Origin of the sequence: Thermanaeromonas toyohensis ToBE (assembly GCF_900176005.1) — a bacterium.
In the GTDB taxonomy this organism is placed as follows: Bacteria; Bacillota; DSM-521; order Neomoorellales; family Neomoorellaceae; genus Thermanaeromonas; species Thermanaeromonas toyohensis.
On the sequence record NZ_LT838272.1, the window covers coordinates 1,600,895 to 1,622,312 of the forward strand.

At 53.1% G+C, this 21,418-nt stretch carries 26 protein-coding genes; 22 read left to right on the forward strand and 4 right to left on the reverse strand.

Annotated elements, in window-relative coordinates; genetic code table 11:
* Positions 1-36: 36 nt before the first annotated feature.
* Positions 37-294: a hypothetical protein gene (locus tag B9A14_RS08110; protein ID WP_231967971.1), complete on the reverse strand. Its 258-nt coding sequence runs from the start codon at positions 292-294 to the stop codon at positions 37-39.
* A 138-nt stretch (positions 295-432) separates the two neighbouring features.
* A complete protein-coding gene (locus B9A14_RS08115; protein WP_084665212.1) occupies positions 433-3,393 on the reverse strand; it encodes an Eco57I restriction-modification methylase domain-containing protein in 2,961 nt (986 codons plus the stop codon).
* A 466-nt stretch (positions 3,394-3,859) separates the two neighbouring features.
* Between B9A14_RS08115 and B9A14_RS08120 the strand changes: the two genes are divergently transcribed.
* Positions 3,860-4,123, forward strand: a complete 264-nt coding sequence (locus B9A14_RS08120) for a DUF433 domain-containing protein (RefSeq protein ID WP_084665213.1) — start codon at positions 3,860-3,862, stop codon at positions 4,121-4,123.
* A 45-nt stretch (positions 4,124-4,168) separates the two neighbouring features.
* Here the strand turns inward: B9A14_RS08120 and B9A14_RS17725 are convergent, their stop codons facing one another.
* Complete coding sequence (locus B9A14_RS17725) at positions 4,169-4,561, reverse strand: RpnC/YadD family protein (protein WP_231967972.1); 393 nt, start codon at positions 4,559-4,561, stop codon at positions 4,169-4,171.
* A gap of 26 nt (positions 4,562-4,587) precedes the next feature.
* Positions 4,588-5,166 (reverse strand): Rpn family recombination-promoting nuclease/putative transposase, encoded by a 579-nt coding sequence (locus tag B9A14_RS17730; RefSeq protein WP_231967973.1) that lies wholly within the window; start codon positions 5,164-5,166, stop codon positions 4,588-4,590.
* Between the two features lie 263 nt (positions 5,167-5,429).
* Between B9A14_RS17730 and B9A14_RS08130 the strand changes: the two genes are divergently transcribed.
* The 21 genes from B9A14_RS08130 (at position 5,430) to B9A14_RS08245 (ending at position 21,417) form a co-directional block, all read left to right on the forward strand.
* Positions 5,430-6,374: a hypothetical protein gene (locus B9A14_RS08130; protein WP_084665214.1), complete on the forward strand. Its 945-nt coding sequence runs from the start codon at positions 5,430-5,432 to the stop codon at positions 6,372-6,374.
* Positions 6,371-7,093, forward strand: a complete 723-nt coding sequence (locus B9A14_RS08135) for a radical SAM protein (RefSeq protein ID WP_084665215.1) — start codon at positions 6,371-6,373, stop codon at positions 7,091-7,093. The genes B9A14_RS08130 and B9A14_RS08135 overlap by 4 nt, the downstream gene beginning before the upstream one ends.
* A gap of 70 nt (positions 7,094-7,163) precedes the next feature.
* Entirely contained in the window at positions 7,164-7,409 is a 246-nt protein-coding gene (locus tag B9A14_RS08140; protein ID WP_231967974.1) for a DUF2442 domain-containing protein, read from the forward strand.
* A gap of 143 nt (positions 7,410-7,552) precedes the next feature.
* Positions 7,553-8,056 carry an ArdC family protein gene (locus B9A14_RS08145; protein ID WP_084665217.1) on the forward strand — a complete coding sequence of 168 codons (504 nt, stop codon included), beginning with the start codon at positions 7,553-7,555 and terminating at the stop codon, positions 8,054-8,056.
* A gap of 69 nt (positions 8,057-8,125) precedes the next feature.
* Entirely contained in the window at positions 8,126-8,623 is a 498-nt protein-coding gene (locus B9A14_RS08150; RefSeq protein ID WP_172839099.1) for a hypothetical protein, read from the forward strand.
* Positions 8,604-8,696: a DUF433 domain-containing protein gene (locus tag B9A14_RS18270; protein WP_084665219.1), complete on the forward strand. Its 93-nt coding sequence runs from the start codon at positions 8,604-8,606 to the stop codon at positions 8,694-8,696. Before B9A14_RS08150 ends, B9A14_RS18270 begins: the two co-directional genes overlap by 20 nt.
* Before the next feature lie 260 nt (positions 8,697-8,956).
* Entirely contained in the window at positions 8,957-9,739 is a 783-nt protein-coding gene (locus B9A14_RS08160) for a DUF4351 domain-containing protein (protein ID WP_231967975.1), read from the forward strand.
* A 2,011-nt stretch (positions 9,740-11,750) separates the two neighbouring features.
* Complete coding sequence (locus B9A14_RS08175) at positions 11,751-12,629, forward strand: tyrosine-type recombinase/integrase (RefSeq protein WP_084665223.1); 879 nt, start codon at positions 11,751-11,753, stop codon at positions 12,627-12,629.
* 876 nt (positions 12,630-13,505) lie between these two features.
* Entirely contained in the window at positions 13,506-13,727 is a 222-nt protein-coding gene (locus B9A14_RS08185; RefSeq protein WP_084665225.1) for a hypothetical protein, read from the forward strand.
* 256 nt (positions 13,728-13,983) lie between these two features.
* Complete coding sequence (locus B9A14_RS17965) at positions 13,984-14,115, forward strand: DUF6922 domain-containing protein (RefSeq protein WP_269456767.1); 132 nt, start codon at positions 13,984-13,986, stop codon at positions 14,113-14,115.
* Positions 14,116-14,355: 240 nt separating this feature from the next.
* A complete protein-coding gene (locus tag B9A14_RS08195) occupies positions 14,356-14,601 on the forward strand; it encodes a hypothetical protein (protein ID WP_084665226.1) in 246 nt (81 codons plus the stop codon).
* A 391-nt stretch (positions 14,602-14,992) separates the two neighbouring features.
* Complete coding sequence (locus B9A14_RS08200; protein ID WP_084665227.1) at positions 14,993-16,054, forward strand: ParB/RepB/Spo0J family partition protein; 1,062 nt, start codon at positions 14,993-14,995, stop codon at positions 16,052-16,054.
* A 93-nt stretch (positions 16,055-16,147) separates the two neighbouring features.
* The gene (locus tag B9A14_RS08205) at positions 16,148-17,089 is read left to right on the forward strand and encodes a S1 RNA-binding domain-containing protein (RefSeq protein ID WP_172839100.1); all 942 of its coding nucleotides are present in this window, start codon (positions 16,148-16,150) and stop codon (positions 17,087-17,089) included.
* 96 nt (positions 17,090-17,185) lie between these two features.
* On the forward strand, positions 17,186-17,806 hold the full coding sequence (locus B9A14_RS08210; protein ID WP_157109865.1) for a hypothetical protein: 621 nt from the start codon (positions 17,186-17,188) through the stop codon (positions 17,804-17,806).
* Position 17,807: 1 nt separating this feature from the next.
* Positions 17,808-18,161 carry a hypothetical protein gene (locus B9A14_RS17120; RefSeq protein ID WP_172839101.1) on the forward strand — a complete coding sequence of 118 codons (354 nt, stop codon included), beginning with the start codon at positions 17,808-17,810 and terminating at the stop codon, positions 18,159-18,161.
* Between the two features lie 343 nt (positions 18,162-18,504).
* Positions 18,505-18,690, forward strand: coding sequence for a hypothetical protein (locus B9A14_RS08220; RefSeq protein ID WP_084665231.1), 186 nt, complete (start codon positions 18,505-18,507; stop codon positions 18,688-18,690).
* Positions 18,691-18,741: 51 nt separating this feature from the next.
* Entirely contained in the window at positions 18,742-19,089 is a 348-nt protein-coding gene (gene csx15 / locus B9A14_RS08225) for a CRISPR-associated protein Csx15 (RefSeq protein ID WP_084665232.1), read from the forward strand.
* An 84-nt stretch (positions 19,090-19,173) separates the two neighbouring features.
* The gene (locus tag B9A14_RS08230; RefSeq protein ID WP_084665233.1) at positions 19,174-19,710 is read left to right on the forward strand and encodes a hypothetical protein; all 537 of its coding nucleotides are present in this window, start codon (positions 19,174-19,176) and stop codon (positions 19,708-19,710) included.
* Between the two features lie 234 nt (positions 19,711-19,944).
* Positions 19,945-20,265 (forward strand): hypothetical protein, encoded by a 321-nt coding sequence (locus B9A14_RS08235; protein ID WP_084665234.1) that lies wholly within the window; start codon positions 19,945-19,947, stop codon positions 20,263-20,265.
* A gap of 18 nt (positions 20,266-20,283) precedes the next feature.
* Positions 20,284-20,466 carry a hypothetical protein gene (locus B9A14_RS08240; protein ID WP_084665235.1) on the forward strand — a complete coding sequence of 61 codons (183 nt, stop codon included), beginning with the start codon at positions 20,284-20,286 and terminating at the stop codon, positions 20,464-20,466.
* Between the two features lie 45 nt (positions 20,467-20,511).
* Entirely contained in the window at positions 20,512-21,417 is a 906-nt protein-coding gene (locus B9A14_RS08245; protein WP_340631047.1) for a DUF6744 family protein, read from the forward strand.
* The last annotated feature ends 1 nt before the right edge of the window (position 21,418 follow it).

Genomic DNA, 21,418 nt, shown 5'->3' on the forward strand with positions numbered 1-21,418 from the left:
ATATTGGCCTGTCGCGAAAAAGTCGATAGAAGCACTTCAATGCCCTAGTTGCTTTTTAAGGCTTTCTATATCTGCCAGGCTAAGCCCTGTAGCTTTGGTAATAGTGTCAAGGTCAACATCAAGAAGGAGCAAGTTTCTTGCTACTTCCAGTTTAGCTTCGATCTTACCCTCCAGTTTACCCTCAAGTTTACCTTCAAGTCTGCCTTTTTCTTCACCTTCTTTTAATCCTTTTAACCAAGCCTCCTGCTGCATTTCTTCTAGCACCAATTCCAGGTTGCTTATTATCTTTTTCACCTCCCAGGGATAACTTACTGCCAGGATGTCCTCAAGTTTTACCGGTGCGTCCGTAGGTTGTAATATGGCCCTAGTGTGCAGCCTAACTGTCTAGAATACTTTTGGGTGGTACTGCTTATTTATGCTTAATTGATGTTGTTAAGCGGGTTCTCTGTCTTCCGGGTCTTCTTCATTTTGCCTGAATTCCATATCGTAATTTTGGAGGAAGTTTAGTTCGGCTTCGCTTAATCCGTAATGGGGTGCCAGAAATGCGTCGATGCGGAGGATGAACGGTAGCGATTTTCTGGGGTGTATTTCGTCCATTTCGATGGTTACTCCTTTTACTTGGAGTTTCTTGCGCAGGGCACTCCTTTGATATTCTTTCATCAATTCCTCAGTCGCTTTTATCAACTGCTCATCGGAAAGCACGCTTTCGGGCAACGGCATAGAAAGCACTTCGTTATTGAGTACGTGAAATTCATCAGACTGGATAATCCACCAGAAGTAGAAAAGGTTGGAGTTCAATACGGCGACAATAGCTTTAGCAGCTTTAGGAGATGTTGCCACAAGTTGCCTCAAATTCGTAGAAATTCCGGGGATTCCGTTTCTGGTAAAGTAGGGAATGAAATCATAAGCCTTGAGCCAGTATCTGCCGACAGAGTGGTAAAAAACTGGGTAACCTTTGTTGTCCTCTGTGAGGTAGTCAGCGACAGTCTTTGTTATGGCGTTAAATTTTTTGTAGACAGAAGCTCCTGTATCATCCGCTACTCTAGGGATAAAACCCTCACTGAGCACGCCCGCACATCCCATCACCGGGGTAAATATTACTTTTTCTCTATCACAGTGGTTGAAGCGGTAGAGTCTCGACGATTCTACGACACACGGCCCTTCGCCTTTATTCCGTGCGAAGAAAATCGTAGTCCTTTGCTCTGCTTCCGGAAATATTTTTGATGGTCTTATGGAGTAGTGGGCGGCTTTTAAGTTTCCATAGTTTTGGTATATAGCTCTCCGCACTTTTTCAAAAGTGCTTCCGCAGGAGAATGAAAGTGGGACTATGAAGGAGAGGGCGCCGCGCTTTTTATTCAGTTGGATTCCCTTTACAATGAAATGAGCGAACAGGTTTCTTGTCCCGGCTGCGTCGGAAAGCTTGTGGAATGGCGATTCCTCAAAGACGTCATAAGGCGGGTTCCCGATGATACCGTCGAACCCGGGGTCCTCTTCGGGGTCCGCTGCGTCATTAAAGTAGCAGTAGTGAAAATTCAGAGGGGCAAAGAGAGGAATTGAAGGGGCCTGTCCGTATTCTGTTCTAAAAGCCGCCGACAGCTCCGCCAGCAAGGTGTTCTTTATTTTCTTGTACTGTTCGATTATCGAAGGGTTCCACGGGTTTGAGAGGTAAGAGTTCCTTAATTCCTGCATTTTCCTGATACTGTCTCTATACTTTGCAAGCAGTTCGTAACACTTTTCTGTCGGCAGGTCGATTAACGTGTCCGCGTTGATAAAGTTAGACTCGAGATCCGGCAGAACATGGCTGACATTCCGGGGCAGTGCGCTGTACCTGAAGTGCTCTGGGGCCAGCTTCAGGGCTTCTTTCCAGATGTTGACCTTGGCTACATCCAACGCCTTCCCATCCAGGTCTATACCGTGCAGGTGTCTCAAGATTAACAGTGCTATGAGACGGCGACCATCATGGGACTCTTTTCCCAGGCCGAGGATTTCCCTTACTTCTATTGTTTTTTCCCTTGGCAGCCTTATATGGTCAGGTTCGAATATTGTCTGGGAAGTCGTGTAATCAACCGCCCAGAGTGTTTTTTGGTTAATCTCCTGATACACGTTCCAGATATGCCGTAACACCTTTATCAAAAAGCTTCCAGAACCGCAGGCGGGATCAATGATCCGGATTTTGGACAACCTGAGTGCTAGGTTTTTTGCCTGTTCGTAGTCTTTTGCTTCGAGGGCATTCAGGAGGTCGTTCTTTATAGGCACAAAAAGCTCTGCAACTATCATCCGGCTCATGTGCTCCGTAACATCAGCCGGAGTATAGTATATTCCCTGCTGTTTCTTCTGTTCTGCGAGAAATGTTTCATAAGCTTTTCCAAATATATCTTCATCAATGCTCCGGTAGTTGTAGTATAGCAAGCCAATTCCGAAGGTTGCAGACCATTCGGAGAGGCCGAGTACCCGTTCGATGGCAGCCCGGAACCTGGCAAGGTTCTTTTCTGTTTGGACCAAGTAGCGGAAGGTGTCTTCCCGGAACAGTTCGGTGTCGTAATATTCGTAGCACCACTTATCGACTTCTTGGAGAAACTCTGACAGGACCTTCGCGTACCCTTTTGCTTTCCACTTTTTTTCTTTGTCTGCGAAGGTGTCTTTCAAAAAATTGAAAGGGATAAGGCCGTAGTCTTCGAGTGTTTTCACAAAGATAAATTTGCTTAGGATGCGAACAATTTGCTCTTCTTTGCTGGATGTGAACTCCACCTCTTCCATTTCTGCATACCACTTTTTAAGGTCTGCGAAGAAGCGCTGGTCAAGGTCGTGCTTGGGCGTGATGTCTTCCTTACGTCTTACGACATCCCATAAGTCAGGGTTCTTGGTTAAATCTTTCACCAGATTGACAAATGGTTCCTTCAAGAACGGTTTGAACTCAAAAATGGCTTCCCGGTTAAAATAATAGACTTCCTTCAGGTTGGTAAACAAAACGTAGTCATAATCCCGGAGGTACTGCTTGACCTGGTTTTTGTCGTCCTGGAGCAAGCGCAAAAATTCCGCTTCCAGCTGAGAAAGTACGATTTTGCCAGCCCTGGTCACATGCAATGGTTTCAGTTCAACCGCGACAGGGTTGCCTGTGTAATGCTGGATCAGATAGTCTACCCAGCCTTTGCCTGCTTTTATTTGCGGGCTAAGGTTGAGGGAGAGGTACTCTTTTCCTTCCAGGAGAGGACGAAAAACATATTCGGAAAGGGCTGTTTCTGGTTTCCCTCCGGCAAGGATTATATCTACGTACTTCTCTGCATCAGGAGTTCTAAGTCTCTCTTTGAGTTCACTGAATTCATCAGGGGACAAGGTTTTTACACTGCCGAGTAGTTCGATATCGGCCAATAAATCGTCTATTCTGTTGAACACATTGCATCACTCCATTTTGCAAGAGCTGACAATACGGGAGGCGAGGAGAATGAAAACAGTAGTTACCGGGGCTTCTACAGCATACGAAACGTCATGGCCAATGCCAGTATATCACAAGGCGGCCAACAATCCAACACCTTCTTAAATGCTTTCTCCCTATTTGGCTGACCTGTACGACAAAGCCATACTGTCAAATGGTGGGGTCTCATCCGGAGAAATTCTTTCTAGACGCACCTACTGTATCTTGACACGGACTTGGAGCCTGCGACTTGTTGACGACCACTAAAGCTTTTGCTAGACTCCATCTCGAAAGCGAGGAAGTGCATGATTGCTGAAGTTTTCTCGCCAGCGTGATCGGTTGGGATGAAATGCGAAATGTGCGTCTCGGTACGACCGGCAAGGGTAATAGGCACTACCTGGGGGAAGCCGGGCTTTTAGTTACGTTCCAAAGGGAGGCAGGTGGAAAATGCGGGCAGTAGGCAGGATATGTTGCAACCCTGAAGTGATGTTGGGACAACCGACAATAAGAGGGACGCGGTTAACGGTTGCATTTATTTTGAGATGCCTAGCTACTATGGACATTGAGGAGGTTCTGGAGCAGTATCCATTTTTGACCAGAGAAGATGTTGCTGCGGCACTCGAGTATGCAGCAGAGGTTTTAGAAGGTGGAAAGGGAGATAATGAATTTTTGTTGAACGAGAATGTTAGCAAGCAGGTAGCGAAAGCTTAAAGAATTTAGGCCACGAAGCTGAAATGGTTAGAGATGCATTAGGTCTCAGTGTTCCGTTTGCTTCCTAAGGTCCTCTATTTCTTCTAAGCTGAATCCCGTAGCTTTGGCAATGGTGTCAACGTCGACATTGAGAAGCAGTAAGTTTTTGGCTACTTGCAGTTTGGCTTTACGTTCGCCTTCCAGTTCGCCTTCTAGTTTACCCTTCTCCAGTCCCTTTAACCAAGCCTCCCGCTGCATCTCTTCTAGCACCAATTCCAGGTTGCTTATCATCTTTTCCACCTCCCAGGGATAACTTACTGATAGGATATTCTCAAGTTTCACCTGCGCATCCACAGGTAGCTTGGGCCTTATAACGTTCAATAGCCACGCCTTTAGGTAACGAAACTCATCAGGAGTAAGAGTCTTTATTACCCTGGCCAGTTTACGAAGGCGCTTCACAAGTTCTTGGGGACTAATTCTTTGGTCTAGCAAAAAACACTGGCTATCAAATTTGCCGCGTTAAGAAGCTCTTCTTCGCTGTAGCGGTTTACATCAAAAAGAAGATAGCGGAAGTCGAGAAGGTATTTAGCAAATTCTTCGTAACCGGCCTGCATTTCTTTAAAGGTACGGGCGGCTGTCCATTGAGTGGACCCATTATACAGAACTGCTGGGATGATGGGCGGTAGCCGAAAGTCCTTACGTTCCCGTTCAGCTTGGGGAGTGTTGTGGTAAACGTCCCGCCAGACTTCCACCATATATAACAGCAGCCTGAAAGGCATGAGGTAGTCTACAGTTGATTGGAGTTCCAAAAGGATGTAAAAGATAATGCTCCGGTCTTTATTTTTAAGCATGTAGATGATGTCGGCTTCTTTTTCCTGAAAGTCCTGGAGGATATATGATTTGTTCACTAAGATAAGGCTGTTTTCGTCTATTGTTTCTACCCAGTGTTCGCGGACGAAGGTTTTCAGGAGTTCGAGGAACACCTTTTTGTAAGCCAGAAGCTGTTTGTAACCTTTATCGTGCGGGTGGTGGGGTAGTTTGGGCTGCTGTTCATGTCCAGGCACGGGACCACTTCCTTCTACGGGAATTATAGCATTGCTTCGAAGGGAAAAGGAAGATGCGACCCAGCTATAGAATACGTTTAATGTTCGTTGCCGGGGGTTAGGGACAAAAAGGTAAAACGTTGGGGGTGGCGGTTTCCGTGCTCGTGCGGACTTAAGGGAAAAAGGGCAACTTAAGAACCAAGATGTCGGGTACATGATTCTTAACTGGTCGGCTAACAGAGTATTGGTGGCACAAGGTCCGTTGAAAGGGGTGGGTGTAGTTAATGTCCAAGCAAATGATAATTGAGCACTCCGAACCCGGTTTTGTCATTACCTTAACCGATGACCTGGAAAACACTTTACGCAATCTTTCTTGGGAGCAGGTAGAAAAGCTGCGGCAGGAGCTAGTGATTCTTGCACGCCAGATATCAGCGGAGTGCGGCCGTGCTCTGGAGGCTTTTCACGTTGAGGTTCCGAGCGAAGTTGGAGCTTCCATTCCCTCTTTAGCCACGTTGGAAGATGTCGACAAGACATATGTTGAACAAGTGTTGGAGCGGGCAAAGGAGCAATTCGGATGGAAGTTTAAGCTCTACATGAGCTATCTCCTGGAAGGGAGATACTCACGCCGGGACTACATTGAGGACATCAGGGATGAAATCATGCACGGCGACTATGGGGACCCCGTTCTGCCTGCTGAACTAAGGGAGCACCGGCGGCGCCTGCTTGAACAGAGGATACCGCCAGTATGTAAAGGGCTTACTGTGGATCACTATCTGGTCGGCCACTGGTGGGTGGAAGAAGAAACCAAGCAGGTAGAGAAAATATTCGAGGAAGTAGACAGCGAAATTCGGGCTGTAGGGCGGTATCTGCTGGAGACGATAACTCCTTCAGAAAAAAACGAAGAAGAACTGTTCTACTGGTGCGTCTTTGCTTCCCAGACGTGCCACGACCGGTTCTACGAGCTTTACGGGGCTCTAGAAGAGAAAGTGCCTTACCTTCACCGGAAAGCCCACTACTGCTGGACGCTTTACCGGACGGGGCGGTGTTTCAGGGACTGGCTTGTGGGGAAGATGAAGGAATACGTCGAAGAAGCACGGAGCATTTATATTCCGGAGGGGATTGAGGCCCTGGAAGGGATACTTACAAAGATGCGGGACGAACTTTCCGGCCTGTTTGCCGATGAGAGCGGGGGCGAAACTGAGAAACAAGAAGAAAGGGATAAACCATGAAAGTTGCGTCAGTCGAGATAACGACCGCCTGCGACCTGGCGTGCGGGTACTGCCAGCAGGCGCACACGGGCGAATTCATGGACGAAACCACCTTCAGGCAGGTTCTCGGAACATGCAGGGAGGCGGGGTACCGGGCGGTGGCCCTTGGTGGCGGTGAACCGCTGCTTCATCCCGGTGTGAACGACTTTTTACACCTTGCCCGGCAGGCCGGTTTTACCACCGCCCTGACCACGAATGCAACCTTACCTGAAAGGGTATACCGGTTGAAGAACCTGGACTACCTGGGAGTGTCCTGCGGTAAGGGGGAGTGGGAAGCTGTTCTGGACTGGGGGAGAGAGGCCCCGTTTGCTGTCACGGCGGTTGTTCTCCTTACGAAAGGCGGTCTAGAAGCGCTGAGAAACCAAGCTGTCAAGGCGTATTCCCTTGGCTGCCGCAGGTTCATGTTCACTTCATACAAAGGGGACCAGCAGGAGTATTATCCTTCACGGGAAGAACTGGCACTGATGCTGGCGGTGGGTGCCTACCTTGGCAGGACTGCTGGTGCGGTGGTGGGAATAGATGCGTATACGTACCGGCGCCTTGGGCTGTTGAAAGAGTGCAGGGGTGATTTTGTCCGGTTCGACGTTTACGGCCGGCAGCAGCCCTGCTGCTTCTCGGCATGCGAATACTATCTATCAGTATCTCGTGCGGTTGCGGATTACCCCGGGGATAGAGCATGAGCTGGCCGGACGGGAGAGGTCGAGAATGTGCGGCGGAAGTATTCAGAGCACAGGCCATGAGGTCCGCAGCGTGTACCCTGTTGGGAACCATCACCTGATTCTGGAATTCGAGAATGGGGAGTACCGGGTGGTTGATATCCGGCCCTTTATAAAGGGGCCGGTATTTGAACCCCTGAGGGATCCGGCGTTTTTCCGCCAGGTGAGAGTTGATCCTGACGCGCGCACTGTGGTCTGGCCCAACGGGGCGGACATATGCCCGGACGTGCTGTACGCTAAGAGCGTCCCGCTTGAGCTGCCGAAGGAGATTGGAGCATAGAGTAAAAGACTGAGCGAGCTTTCGTGAGCGGCCTGGAAAGACAGGCCGCTTTTCGTTTATACGGGCCAACAGCCGGCCCGCCAAGACCATTCCACCAGAAAGGAGGGAGTGGGGCGGGCCGATAAGGGCCCGCCCTCAGTACAATGAAAAGGCTTGCGAACAGCAAGGACCAAAAAGTGAGGGAGCTTTACAACAGGCTCATTGAAGGCGTCAGAGAGGTGCTGGCCGAGGGCCAGCTGGCGGAGTTCCTGAAGTTCATCTCCCGCTTCCGGGAGTACAGCCTGCACAACACCCTGCTTATCTACAGGCAGCGCCCGCACGCGACGATGGTGGCCGGGCTGAGGACCTGGAACTCCCTGGGCCGCAGGGTCAAGAAGGGTGAGAAGGGCATAGCGATATTTGCCCCCACAATCAGGAAGGTTAGAGTCGCAGTCGAAGAAACTGACCCTGAGACCGGGGAGGTCCGGGTAGTAGAGCGCGAAGAGGAGAGGGTCGTGGGCTTCCACGTGGCCTACGTCTTCGACGTGTCCCAGACCGAAGGCAAGCCCCTGCCGCAGCCGCCGGAGGAGAAGAAAGTGCCCGGCGGGAAGGCGGCCCGGTACATATGGGACCGGCTGCTTAAGGTCAGCCCTTTCTCGGTCAGGTGAGGCTGCCTGATACCCGGGGCCAAGGGAGAGTTCGACCCCGTAAGCGGAGAAATACACCTTGACCCCACGTTGGACGAAGGCATGCGGGCGAAGGTCTTACTCCACGAAGTGGCCCACGGCCTGGCCTGGCGGATGGGCGTGGACGGCCCGGAGGTCAGGCAGAAGTACGGGGGAGACGCCAGGGCGCGCGGAGAAGCCATAGCCGAAGGCGCGGCCTACATCGCAGCCCACCACTTCGGCCTGGACACGTCCGGCTACAGCTTCGACTACGTGGCCGGCTGGGTCCGGGACGCTGAGAAGCTCCTGGAGTGGGGGGGCGGTGAGGAAGGTGGCGCTGGAGCTGATACGGCTGATAGAAGGGGCCGGGCGGGAGGAAGAGGCGGCGTAAAGCGTAAGAGGGGCCTGGGAATCCGGCCCTTAAATATTTTCTGGGAGTGCTGGAAAAGATATGTCTTTGCCGGGTATAATACTGACAGGAGTAATTCAGGACTTGGTTTTAATTATCGACCGGCGGAAGCAGGATGTTTGACAAAGAGGGAAGGTGTACATGGTAGGTGGTTTGACTAAATCCGATCCCAAGGCGCTTAGGGGAAAGCCTGTGATTGCCGGGACCAGGATACCCGTAGAGCTTATGTGCTAAAAGTCTTCAGAGTAGGTTGCTGCCGCCTATTAGATTTCCTACCTTCCTTGCTGCTGGAAATTTAGAACTGGGAATGCGCCAGACCATAACAGACTTGCCCCTGCAATAATTCATTGATAAACTTAAGATAGTAGGTGGTGGTTTAACTGCAGCCGAAAAGCGGTAACAGGTACGATATCACCATCAAGGACCTTTTCGCCGACGAAACTCAGGAACTCATCAACTACTTTGGTCCCCTTGAGGTCAGGGTAACTGGCGACTTGAAAATCGAATTTCCCCATATAGAAACCAGGGTTTCCGACCTGGTAATAAAAGCTGAAAGCCTGCAAGGACCTGTGGCCGTCCACCTGGAATTCCAAAGCCGTAATGACGATGAGATGCCCTACCGTATGTTGCGCTATGCCCTGGAAATCTACAAAACCTACCACCTGCCGGTCTACCAGCTGGTAATCTACTTTGGCCAGTGGCCTGCGACCATGACCAGTCAACTTGAGTATCGACTGAGCGACCAAAACTTGCTGGATTATCGATACCACCTTATCGATGTGGGTAATATAACCTATGAAGAACTAAAAAACAGTCCCCACCAGCGATTGCTTTCCTTGTTACCTGTAGTAGACAGGGAAAAGCGCCAGAGAAGTGGTAAAGAATTCCTGCGGCGCTGTGCGGAAGATATTCTCAGCAGCAACCTGGACCCGGAAACTAAAAAAACCGTATTGTTGCGGGCGGAGATATTCGCCGGCCTAGTTTTTGACCAAAAAACAATTGACCTTGTTTTCCGGGAGGTGGAACAAATGCTTAACATAGAGGAATCCGCCGGCTACCAGCGGATATTTGAAAAGGGTATGGAAAAGGGTATGGAAAAAGGACAGCAAGAATCCTTGATGGACGTAACCATCAGGCTCTTAAGCAAGAAGTTCCGCAAAATACCCCGGGAGTATCTGGTCCGAATTAAAGAGCAGGACGTTTATGTCCTGCAGCAGATTATCGACAACATCTTTGATATCAATGATATCAAAGAACTGGAAGACTACCTGCAGTAAAGTATATCGTTCAGGTATATAGCAAACAAGTGCCTGGTCTAGGAAGGAATAAAACCGCCGCAGGGAGTTATTCCCCAGCGGCCTTTTTATTTAGCACTAGGCCGTCTACACTTAAAAGGCAACCCCTCAAGGCAATGTTCCTTGCCTTGATGAAATGGGGCCGGAAAAGGCCGGGGGAGGGCCCGGAGGCGCCCGCTAAGGCCCCGAAAAGCGCTCAAGGCAACGCGGAAGCGGGTCTTTTCTGAGGCAGCTGGGGAGCATATATACATCAACTTTCCCCTGGTCCTTCCTGACCCATTAAGTTTTGGTGCGGTATACATCGATGTATAAAAAACTCCTGCGGCGGGGAAGACTTGTTCCCACCTTCACAAGCAGGTTGCCTTGCGTAAAAGACAGCTGATGAAAGAAAAGATGTATTAACTGCATAATTTCTTAATCTCCCGAACTCCTCCAACTGTCGTTTGGTGCAAGCTGGGTGTCCCTACCGGCGGTACTTACCCTACGTACCCCCACCCGCGACGCGCTCTTTTGGCCTTATTTTTTTGGGTGGATAAAAGCGGTAAAATAATCAGCCCTAGAAAATCAAGGCAAAGCGGGTTGGAATAAATTAGTAAAAATCGGGGTCTGCCCTGCCTGGTGCCAGAAAACAACGACCGCAAAAGTGCCAGATTCTGGGGTTTACGACGTAAACTGTTGCGTTTACGGACTTTTTAAGGCGGCGGTCTACGGAGACGTGAGAGTCCGTAAACGCACCGGCTGAGGTGGGCCCAAAAGGTCCGCTTCAGAATGCCAAATTCTGGGGTTGACGTCGTCAACTGGTGCGTTGACGGACTTTTGCCGGACCACGGTGCGTGAGATGGTGTATGTCCGTCAACTACACTGTGAACCCCGGCATAATCCGGTTGCGCTCCCGGGCGCAGGCGTATATAATAACCCCCGAGGACTACAAGCAGGTCATCACCCAAGGGGCCCCGGAGGGGTGAGAAACCCTTCCGGGGCTTCCGCGTGCCGCAATTGGCAGAAGTCCGTCAACAAAGTGTTAGACGCCTGTTAAGGGGTTGTTCATTCAGGGTCGGTAGCAAGAATGGGTTTGAGGATCTTATCGACCGGCGTTCACTCGAGTGAACATGGGCTTCACCTTGCGCTCCCGGGCGCAGGCGTATATAATAACTTCGGGGACTACAAGCAGGTCATCACTCAGGGGCCCCGGAAAGGCCATTCGCCTCTCCGGGGCCCCCGCTTTTTTGGCAGCCTTAGAACGGTGATATGAAACTCAGTTCTGCAGCAGGCAAAAGACATCGTTCTATTTCTCTAGAACGTTCGTTCTAAAACCAATATGCTGCTGGCCGCACAAACGGAAAACGTTTTCACGCTAACCCGTGAGTCCGTGAAGAAAGGCAGCGGGGGTCCGTGAAAAAATTTTTCACGGCCGTGAAAGGCAAAATTTGGACGCTTTAGGGGAGCCTGCCTGATTCCGCCATCAGGATTCCGCTCGGAGCCTTCTACCGGGATCAGCCATTTTGTCCGCTTGCGCGGACAATTTTGTCGCGCGCGTGACAAATTCACCCGCCGGCAGCAGTATCGCTATGATATACTTTTAGATGACAGAGCCCGCCGCGCCTCTTGACGTGGTGAGCGTCAATGCAGACCAGGGCGGGACACCTTCATAACTCCTTACCCCCTTTTCGGTCCCCGGGGAGTTATAAACTCTCCCGGGGTTTTTGCTTTGTAAATCAGTGGTGGCCTTTTGAGGGGTTATTCCGGTCTGGGCTACTACCTTACGAACTGGTTAGTATTTGCGTCCGAGGCGGAGTTAAGAAACTCCTACACAGAGCAGGCCTCCGTCTGAAGGGCACTTCCCGCGGGCAGTTCTATCAGGGAGGCAAACAGAGGGCTGCCAGGGCAGGTCTCCAGGCGCAGTTCTACCGGTAGAAGTTTTTGAGCACTTCGGCAGCCAGTACTGTATTTCAGGGCCTTGTTTTAATTAAATCCATGAAAGGAGTGAGCTTAAGTGAGCGAAACCTTTGACCGCTACTTTTCCCACCTGAAGGACACTGGCTCCTCCGCGCACACCGTCTCCGGCTACCGCAAGGACCTTTTAGCCTTCGCCTCCTGGTACCGGGGCACTTTCGGGGAGGACCCGGAGCCCGAGAAAATCACCAGCATAGACCTCCGTGAGTACCAGGGCTGGATGCGGAACGTGAAGGGGCTAAAGCCCAACACGGTAAACCGCCGAATGAAGGCGGTGAAGTCCTGGCTGTCCTGGTGCGTGAACCAGGGCTTGGCCCCCAGGCTCCCGGACTTCCCGAAGGGCGTCCCGGAGGCCAGGCGGGCGCCCCAGGCCCTGGAGAGGGCCGAGGTCAACAGGCTGCTCAGGGAGGTCGAAAGGGAGGGCGACCCCAGGGACGCCGCACTGATAAGGCTGATGCTCTCCTGCGGGTTAAGGGTGTCCGAAGCAGTATCGCTGAGGCTGGAGGACGTGGACGTGGGGGAGAGGCACGGGGTAATCGTGGTCCGGAGCGGGAAAGGGGGCAAGTACAGGGAAGTACCTGTACCGCCCGCCGCAAGGAGGGCCCTCCGGGAGTGGCTGGCGGTCAGGGAAAAGAAATATCCCAGGTCCCCCTGGCTGTTCCCCGGGGCCACAGACGACAGGCCCCTCACGCCCGGGGCCGCCTGGCGCATTGTGAAAAAGTACGCCTGGAAGGCCAGGATATCGGATTTACACCCCCACACCCTGAGGCACACCTGCGCCACGAACATGCTCCGGTCCGGGGCAAACCTGGTCGAAGTGGCGTCGGTGCTGGGCCACGCCAGGCTGGACAGCACGGCGGTCTACACCAGGCCCTCCGTAGCGGACCTCGCCCGGGCGGTGGAGAGGGGGGAGGCGTAGCCTGGCGTGAAATGTCCAGTCAGGCATCCCTACTGGAAGGAACCTGGGGGTAATTACAAAAGGTGTCCAGTCGACTGGACATTTTATTCTTCAAGGATTTCTCGCAAAGCAGCCTTTATGCTTAATTAGCGGTTCATTCCACGCGGAATACTTTTCACCCCCGGCCTATCGCAGGGTCGGGGGAAAGGAGTATTTCATACCTCAGGGACTTTTACGGAGCAACTTCTGCGCTTAATTACCCACTTTATACATCGATGTATATCTTCCGAGGCCGACCTGGCCCAGGCGGTGGAAAGGGGGAGGCGTAGCGGAAAGTATCGCGCGCGCGATACTTTGGCCGGCCTGGCCCGGACGGGGAGGGCGAGGGCTGCTGTTTGAAATTGCCTGTGAAAATCGGCAATTTTGCCGGAATGCATAAACAATTTGCTTCCAAAAATTACCCGCAAAAATCGGTAATTTTGCCGAAATTTGCGGTAAGGAACTTCCAGTACTGGTAAAAGGTGTTTATCAAATTCGGCAAGATTGTCAAAATTGATAAAGTAACAATATTTTTCAACTTCAGGGGCTAAAGTGTTACTCGAGTAACAAAAAGTATTACTCGAGTAATACTTTAGCCGCGAAAAGGTATTAGCCGAAAGTATTAGCCGGCCAATAATGGGGACGCCTGGCAAAAAGTTTGAGCGGGGCATGTTGACTCAAGTCAACTGCGTCTACAATAGCCTTCAAATACGTCTTTGATAACATTTCCTGAGTCAACACAGCCCACACATCAGTAATCGGTACCGGACGGTGCTATTCGTCGTTTTTAAAGTCTTAAAATTTATCGCCCGGGCAATAAATTTGGGTTAGGTGAGTTCGGAGAGGGGTGTGACACAGGTGAGAAAAAGGCTAAAGCTAAAAAGCGCACTGCTCATGGAAGCCCTGGCGCGCGGCGTGGTTTCCGTGGGCGGTCTTGACCGTGCAGTCTACGGCGGGTCGCCCGGGGACCGGAGGGCCAGGGGTAGGGTCGCGGGACTGCGATATGATACGATAAGGCGAAGAAAGCGTTCGGATAAGTCTCTAGAAAAGCAAGCTATTGGGTTGATAGTAGAGCATTGATTTTTTGGGATGGTTCGAATATAATTGAACCTGAGCGGAGTAAGCGAAGCCCGGGGGTGACATCAAGCGTTAACAGGTTTCCCAGGGACGGTTAGGTACTGCTTTTTGCATTTTTAAAGCCGAAAGCAGGTCGCACGCACGGCCCCGGGAGGGGGTGACATTGGGCGTTAACACCTTCCGGGGAGAGAGGTTTTTGTGTTTTTTGACGTCGCTGTAGCGGCGGCTTTTATTTTTTTTGTAAAAGGGAGTGGCCTGTGTGGCTTCTGTGCCTGTACGTTTTCGCTCTCTTTTTTGGGACACCGTGCCCGAAAGCTTGGACACGGAAAAACACAAAAGGTACATTATAGAGCGCGTGCTGGAATTCGGCGACGAGGATGCCTATCGGTAGTTATTTGCAACTTATACAGACGAAGAGATTGTTGCGGTAGTTAAATCCAGCAGGCAGATATCTCCGCGGACGGCAGTTATGATGGCCAATTTTTACGCTATTCCTTGGGAGCAAGTTACATGTTTGCGGAGTGTATTTCTTCCGAGGCCCTAAGTTTGCTGGAGACGTTAGAGAAAGCAGAAAGTTTTCGCTCTATGGGATTTTACCTTGCGGGCGGTACAGGTTTAGCGGTGCAACTCGGTGACTTTCGAAGAGCTGAAAGGTATTGTCGAGCAGAAATACTCTGGTGTACGTTATAACTGGCTTCATTTGGTTCGGAGTCTCGGATACTTTGTCGATGCCGAAGAAGATCCCATGCCGGTACTAACAGTGTCGGGCGAGATGAAAGAAATGACTGCGCAAGAGTGGGAAAAAATAAAGCAATTTTTTACGGAGCTCCAGAGGGAGGCTCTTCTTGAGATACGGCAACGGGGACTACGTTTTTAACTGTTTTGGGGTCTGTTCCGAAACGCAGGTGCAATTTAAGTAGCCCCAAATCGTCTGGTAGCTACCAGCAGACTGGTAGCGTTGCTTGTTAGTAAACAAAAGTTAGTGAAGATTTTGATAACTAAAGAAGGATATTCCCCGCGCACCATGAGTTGTTCTGCAATGGCTTTTAAGCTGGAACTGGATTTTTATGGGTGTTCTTAATCACTGGCTGAGCGGCAGGGAAAATTATTTTTACGGCTGTTGGTGACCTGGCCAGGACGCCTGGGACGCCGCGGGGCAGTCGGCCTGGTATTCGGCCTGGTGTATGGAAGAGATTACGCGTTTGTGAAATACGTTACTCCCGAGGGCGCAAGCAGGAAAGCTCAAAGAGAAAAGGGGGGGTAAATGAATGAATTTTTCGCAATTGTCATACACTGAAATGAAAGTACGACTTGATGAGCTTCGGGAGAACCCGTGGAACTTTTTTCGGGCGGCAGACCCGGAGGAAGTGAGAGAGCTGGCGCTGAGCATAAGGGAGCACGGGCTGCTGCACCCGATAGTGGTGCGGCCTGTGGAGGGTGGGTATGAGATAATATCGGGCCACCGGCGGAAGCAGGCGCTGGAGTACCTGGGTGTCAAAGAAACGACTGTAAGGGTAGTTGAAGTAGACGACGTTGAAGCGGAGTTGATGCTGATAGATGCTAACCTGGAGAGCAGGGCATTATCTCCGATGGAGGTGGCCAGGGCGATAAGGCGGAAGAAGGAGCTGATGGGGGAGAGGAGGGGAAGAAAAGAGCGCAATAATTGCGCTAATTATTCGGGGAAGACGAGTCAGTTGCTCGCATCAGAATTTGGTTTAAGTCCCCGGCAGATAGAAAACTACGACAAGCTCAACGACCTGATTCCTGAACTGCAGCTTCTGGTAGAGAGGGGCAAGCTGAAACCCACAACAGCAGTCCACATAGCGTCCTGGCCCCCGGAGGCGCAGCGCGACCTGTACGAAGCCCTGGGGGACGAGATAGCGGAGCTTAAAGTAAAGGAGGTGATGAAGCTAAAAGAAGAGAGCGAGAGGGGATACTTTGTATTGAGAATCCTGCAGAGGAAGCTGGAGGAGGTGGAAGCGAGGCTTGCGGAATACACCCAGGCAGAAGAGTTGAAGGAGAACCTGAAAGAGGAGATAGCGCGCCTCCGGCTGCAGAAGAAGCAGCTGGAGTACGACATCATCGACCGGCAGAACGCCCTTAAGGCCCTTGAGAACCGGGCGGTGAAGAAGGGGGCGGCCCTGATAGAGCTGCTTGAGCGTTTGTGCCGTCCGGTGCAGGCGGCCCTGCCGGACATAGAGCACTACCTCGGGGAGGGTCTGGAGGACGAAGCGTTCCGGGCCTATGCCCTGAGGTGGGCGGCTGTGTTGAGGCAGGCGGCGCTCTTAATAGAGGAGCGCCTTCAGTCTAAAATGAGGCGGGTCAAATAGTTATCCGGGAGTGCTGGCCTAGTGCTGGCGCAGAAAAGTGTAACAAAACCCGGCAACAGAACAAATTATGTTTGATGGAGGGGGATGAGCGGTATGATACTTTCTGAAGGCTACACTGGCGTAAAGAAGAAGCTTGAGGCTGTTGAGGAGCAGTGGGACGAGCTTTATGCCGCCCTGCAGCAGAAGAGCATACTCCAGGGCAGGGTGACCGGTGTTGAGGAGAACGAACTGGGCGAGTGCCTGGTGGTGAACCTGGGGGCGGTGAAGGGGATAATACCGCCCGAGGACATGGGGCGCGTCCCGAAGAGGCTGTCGGCCATGATAGGCTCCGTGGTGGCCTTTCGGGTGAAGGCCATCGACAGGGCCAAGGGCGTAGTCTATCTCGACCGGAACAGCGCCCTGAGCCAGATGGCTTCGGTCACCTGGAAGGAACTTGAAGAAGCGTCTGCTGAAATCGAGCCGATACTGGCGAAGATAAACGAGCTCACGCAGCAGCTGAGCGAGACTTCCGATGCGGAGAAGATGCGGGAGCTGAGGGTCCAGCGGTCGGCCCTGTGGGAGGAGGCCAAGCAGAAGGGTCCGGTGCGCACGTGCACGGTGAGGTGGGTGGTGAAGGAAGGCGCCTACGGCGACATCGGCGGCGTCATAGCGTTCATACCCGTGCGCGAGCTCAGCTGGAGCATGGTGGAGGACGCTCGCGATGTAGTATCGCCTGGGGACAGCTTTGACGTGCGGGTGTACTACCTGGACAGGGAGAACGGCGTTGTGAGGGCCAGCCACCGCGTGCTTCTCCCCGACCCGTGGGAGAAGGCGAAGACGAAGTACGTGAAGGGCGGTGTGTACCTGGGCAGGATAGCAGGCACCAGCCCGAAGGGGTATATAGTGGAGCTTGAGCCCGGGGTGCGGCTTACGGCCCCGTTCCTGTACTTTGACCGGCCGGAAGTAGGTACCGAGGTCATGGTGGTGGTCGGCTATGTGGGGAAGCGCGGCCTGGCCGGGAAGATAATAAGGGTGCTGGGCAAGAAGGCGGTGTAGCCCATGGGCCCTTTTTCCCGGGCCTTTTACGAGCTGCGGCGTGAGAGCCACGGGGGCCGCGGCGGGGTAATAAGCAGCGGGCTGGAGGGCGGTCTGGTGGAGCTGGCGGGCAGGTGGAAGGTTTACAGCGGCAACCAGGCCGCCCTGGCGCTCAGGGCCGGGCGGGAGAAGGTGAGGGCTGCGCTGTCGAAGCTGGTGCGGTGGGGGTATTTGGACAGGCTGGTGACGGGGTGCACCCCGCCGCTTTACACTCTGGGCCCGGAAGGGAGCCGGGTTTTAAGGCTCCCGCTGGAGGAGTGGGACGCACCGCGGGCGTTCCGCCTGGTGATGGCGCACCAGCTTTATCTCAGGCTGCCGGAGATATTTGAGTACCGTGCCGACCCGGGGAGCGGCTGGGACGCGCTGCTGGAGGTAAAGGGGATACAGTATCCGGTTGTGTGCCCGCGGGCTGGGGAAGCGGAGGTGGACCGGTGCGTGCTGGTTCTGGGGTTGGTGCCTGAGGGCAGCCGGCCAGTCGTGGTGGCGGCCACGGAGGACGAAGCGGTGAGAGTGGCGTCCCGGATAAGGGCCGGGCTTCAGGCCCGGTATGTGTGGGACGACCTGCTGCGGGAGGAGGAGTTCTTTTTCTACCGATGGACTGGTTCGCGGCTGGAGCCTTCCGAGAAGGTTTCGCGCTCCGGGATAAAAACCCTTGACAGGGTCCCGCGGGCGTGCTAATATGGAGTTAGCCGCCCCTTCAGGGCGGCTAAGGGTGTTTACGGACGATTCGTGGCTTTTGGTGGATAATACTGCGCATGAGCAGCGCACGCGCGTACGGCGCGACCGGGGCGCGGATGAAGTTTCGGTGCGTAGTGGGTATGGACTTTGGTGTTGCCCATCGTTGGCAGTGAAAATCGTTGGGATTGAAAGAAAAGAATTTTTTAGCGAGCGGCCATTCTGGTGGCGGCCGCTGCGGGGAAGGGAAGGCCGTGCTGGCTGCGGTATGTTTTTGGGTGTGCAGCCGGCGCGGCTTTTTGGCTTTCTTCGCTGCGTTCCTGTGCTGCTGCTATGTACACCCGCAGTTATCAGGTAAAAGCTGGTAAAGAAAGGCTGGCGGGCAAGATACAGGCTTTGTTCGGGTTGCCTGGTACAGAGGGCAGCGCCGGCTGACAGGATAAAAAGAGGGCTGCGCTTGCTGAGCAGGGGGAGCAGGCGCAGCCCTTTTTCTTTGGCTATCAGGCTTGCGCCCTGCCCCTAGAGCAATAGACCAGATTGCTTTTGGGGGAGGGCGCAAGTCCAGGTCTTGGTAGTACTGGTGACACGACCACCAGTGCTGAGGAGAAAGAGTAAGGCTGCGGGCGCGACTTGCGGCCTTCCGGAAAAAATGGCGACTCCGAGGGGTCAACCTGAGGGGTCAAAAGGGGGGAGGGAGAGTCGTGCGGAGATACCGCAGGTATCAAAAATGTGGTCAGTCCGCGGGGCGCGGCTACATAGTTGCGGTGAAGGGGATTTACCTGAAGGATAGTGGAAAATACGCGGATAGCCGTCAAGAAGTTGAAAAGGCCGGCTACCCGGAGGCCTGGGCGCTGCGGGAGTTTTTGCTGGCACAAGCGGAGATATAGCGGGCACAAACAGAGATACAGTTTTTCGGGGGAAGGAGCGGAGGGGGTGCCATGTACCTGTTCAATCTATCGGGCCACTCGGTTCCGGCGAAGAACGAAAGGTACGATGTCATAATTAACAGGGATTACCCGACGATTCCGCCGGTGCCGCGGGCGATACGGAAGCAGGCTATTGAACTTGTGGACAGCCTGCCCAGGGACGTCCTGGAGAGGGGCGACTTTGAGGTCATCCTTCCCGGGATGACTCCTCTGGCGGCAGCGGTTATTGCCGTGCTGGACAACCGGTGCGGGGCGCTTCCCTGCATCAGGTTTGCGGTGAAGCAGGCGGATGGGACGTACAGACTGAGTGGGCCCATCAACCTACAGCGGATACGCACGGAAGGGCAGTCGAAGAGATAACCTCTCGGGGGCTGCCCTTAAAAACAAAAAAATATCTGAGGCCGCAACGGCCTAAAAAACCCAAAAAAGAAGGAGGTATAATACATGATTCAAAACATCACCAGCAGCCGTCGGTGGACGGCAGAAGAGGATAAAAAGGTGTTGGAGGGGATGGCCCGGGCAACGAACAAGGTGCTGGCCGTCCAGAACTTGGCTGCCATGCTGGGCAGGACGCCCAAGGCAGTAGAACGGCGGTACTATCGCTTATGCAAGCGGATGCACATGACGGGCCAGGCCGCCGGGGTAGCGGGGAAGATGAGCAGGGTGTTCGAGAAGCTGATGGCCGCGGCGGAGCAGAGCCCGACGGGCCGTTTGACTGCTGCTCAGTTAGAGAAAATAGCGCGGGAAGAGCGGATGAAGTACCCCCAGGTCCTGTCATTTTGGGGCAAAATCAATAGCCACGAGTTTTGGTTAGTCAAAGAGATAAGGGGGTTACGTAACCAGGTGATTGTCGTACAGGAAAAGCTGCGTCAGCTGGAGGAGGAAAGAGAGCGTTTGGAAAACGCGCTTCGCGAGCGAGAAGAGATGGTTGCATCTATCCGCAAAACGCTGGAAGAGCTTCGCGCGGTATTTGCGTTTTAGGCTGTAGTGGTAAGAAGGAGGCCCTTAACGGGTCTCCTTCTTCCTTTCTACAGATTGCAAGGCTTTGAGGAGTGGTACCATGCTGCCGGAGATAGGGGTTTCAATTCCTCTTAGGTAGGCTGGAAACGAAGCTGGAAGTTTTCCGGTACCTCTGCGAGGAAGCGGTTTCAATTCCTCTTAGGTAGGCTGGAAACTCTCTCATGCCAATTATACAGGGCCGGAGGGAGAAAGTCAATGCTGTCGGTTGTGTCTACTGCAATTCAGGCGTTCAGCGTGCTGGCGGGATGCTTTTTTGCCGTACGTTACTTTTTTGTGCGGAAGAGCCATCCCGAAGAGAAGGTCGTATGTATGGCGTTTATAGCGATGTTTGCGGCGGTTACGGTTGTGTTCGGCGGCCCCAGCATTAGCTTTCCACCAGTCACGTGGGCTTTAAGGGCAGTCGGGGTGATAGAGGCAGCGGGCGCTGTGCTGGCTGTGGTCCGCCGGGAGAGTTTCTGGAGGCAGGTTGACAGGGCGGTAACTGCGACGGTGTTTTTCTTGCTGTCCATGTTTTAATCCGAGGGGGTCATCGTTGTGCTGCGGAAGGTGGACGGGGCGCAGGCGGCCCCCGATGCTTTACAACAGGGCGTGGAGAAAGACGTTTGGCTGGATCTGTGGGAGCGGTTTGACGCCTGGGTGGAAAGGCGGTACATATGGTTTTTCTATTTTGCGTTTGGCTACCTGGCGGTCCAGGTAGTCAGGGCACTGGTGGACTAGAAAGGGCGGCAGCCCAAAAATCAAAAAAGGAGGGCGGTCCAAGTGATGGACCTCAAAAACAAGGTGGCCATAGATGAAAGGGACGGCCACTTTCTCGGACGGCTCTGCTGGTACACGATACACGAACAGCTCAATCTTACCAGGCAGCAGCTGGAAGACTTGTTTGAGCAGAGCGGAGTGGACAAGAAATTCCTGCCGCCCCCGGTAAAAGAAGTGGACGTTTTCAGGAGGGCTACCAGCAGGGTAGAGAGGAGCGGGATACCGCTGGACAAGGACCGGTCGATGAACCTGCTGGTACGGGAAGTGAACAGTACGAGGGACGGGGTAGCCCGGCAGATAGTGATAGAAATAGTGGACGCCAGGAACGTGCGGCTGGATTATAAGCCTGCGGTCACGCTTCTATTTGTGCGCAAGACAGGGCGGATAAACACGCAGGTTCACGTATCCGACCCGGCTGCGGAGGGGGCTGCGCGGCAGGCGGAGGAGCTGTACGAAGCGCTTCTGGGCAAATATGAAGGCGACCATGTCCGCCGGATGGTGAGCAGCATTTTATCTTCCATGAGGCCGACTGGAGTGCGCCCTTCAGGCGGGGTTTACTTCGTCCCGGAGAAATACCGGGAGGAACTTTTTGCCCTGGAGCGGCTGGTGCGGCTGCTGGGGTGCGAGTTTTTCACCATTCCCGTGGTGGACAGCGTGGACACCAGGGAGATGGTGAAGAAGAAGCTGGAAGACCAGGTGCTCGCTGCGATAGCCAGCCTGGCGGACGCCCTCAGGCAGGAAGACCTCACCCAGAAGCAAGTAGTAGCGCTGATGGAGGAGACAAAGAAGCTGATAGCGGACGTTGAGGAATACGAAGCATTACTGGAAAAAGACCTGAGCGACCTGCGGCACAAGGTGGGACTTTTGAAAATGCAGGCAGTGGAGCTTTTAAATAGAAAAACGGCGGCATAGG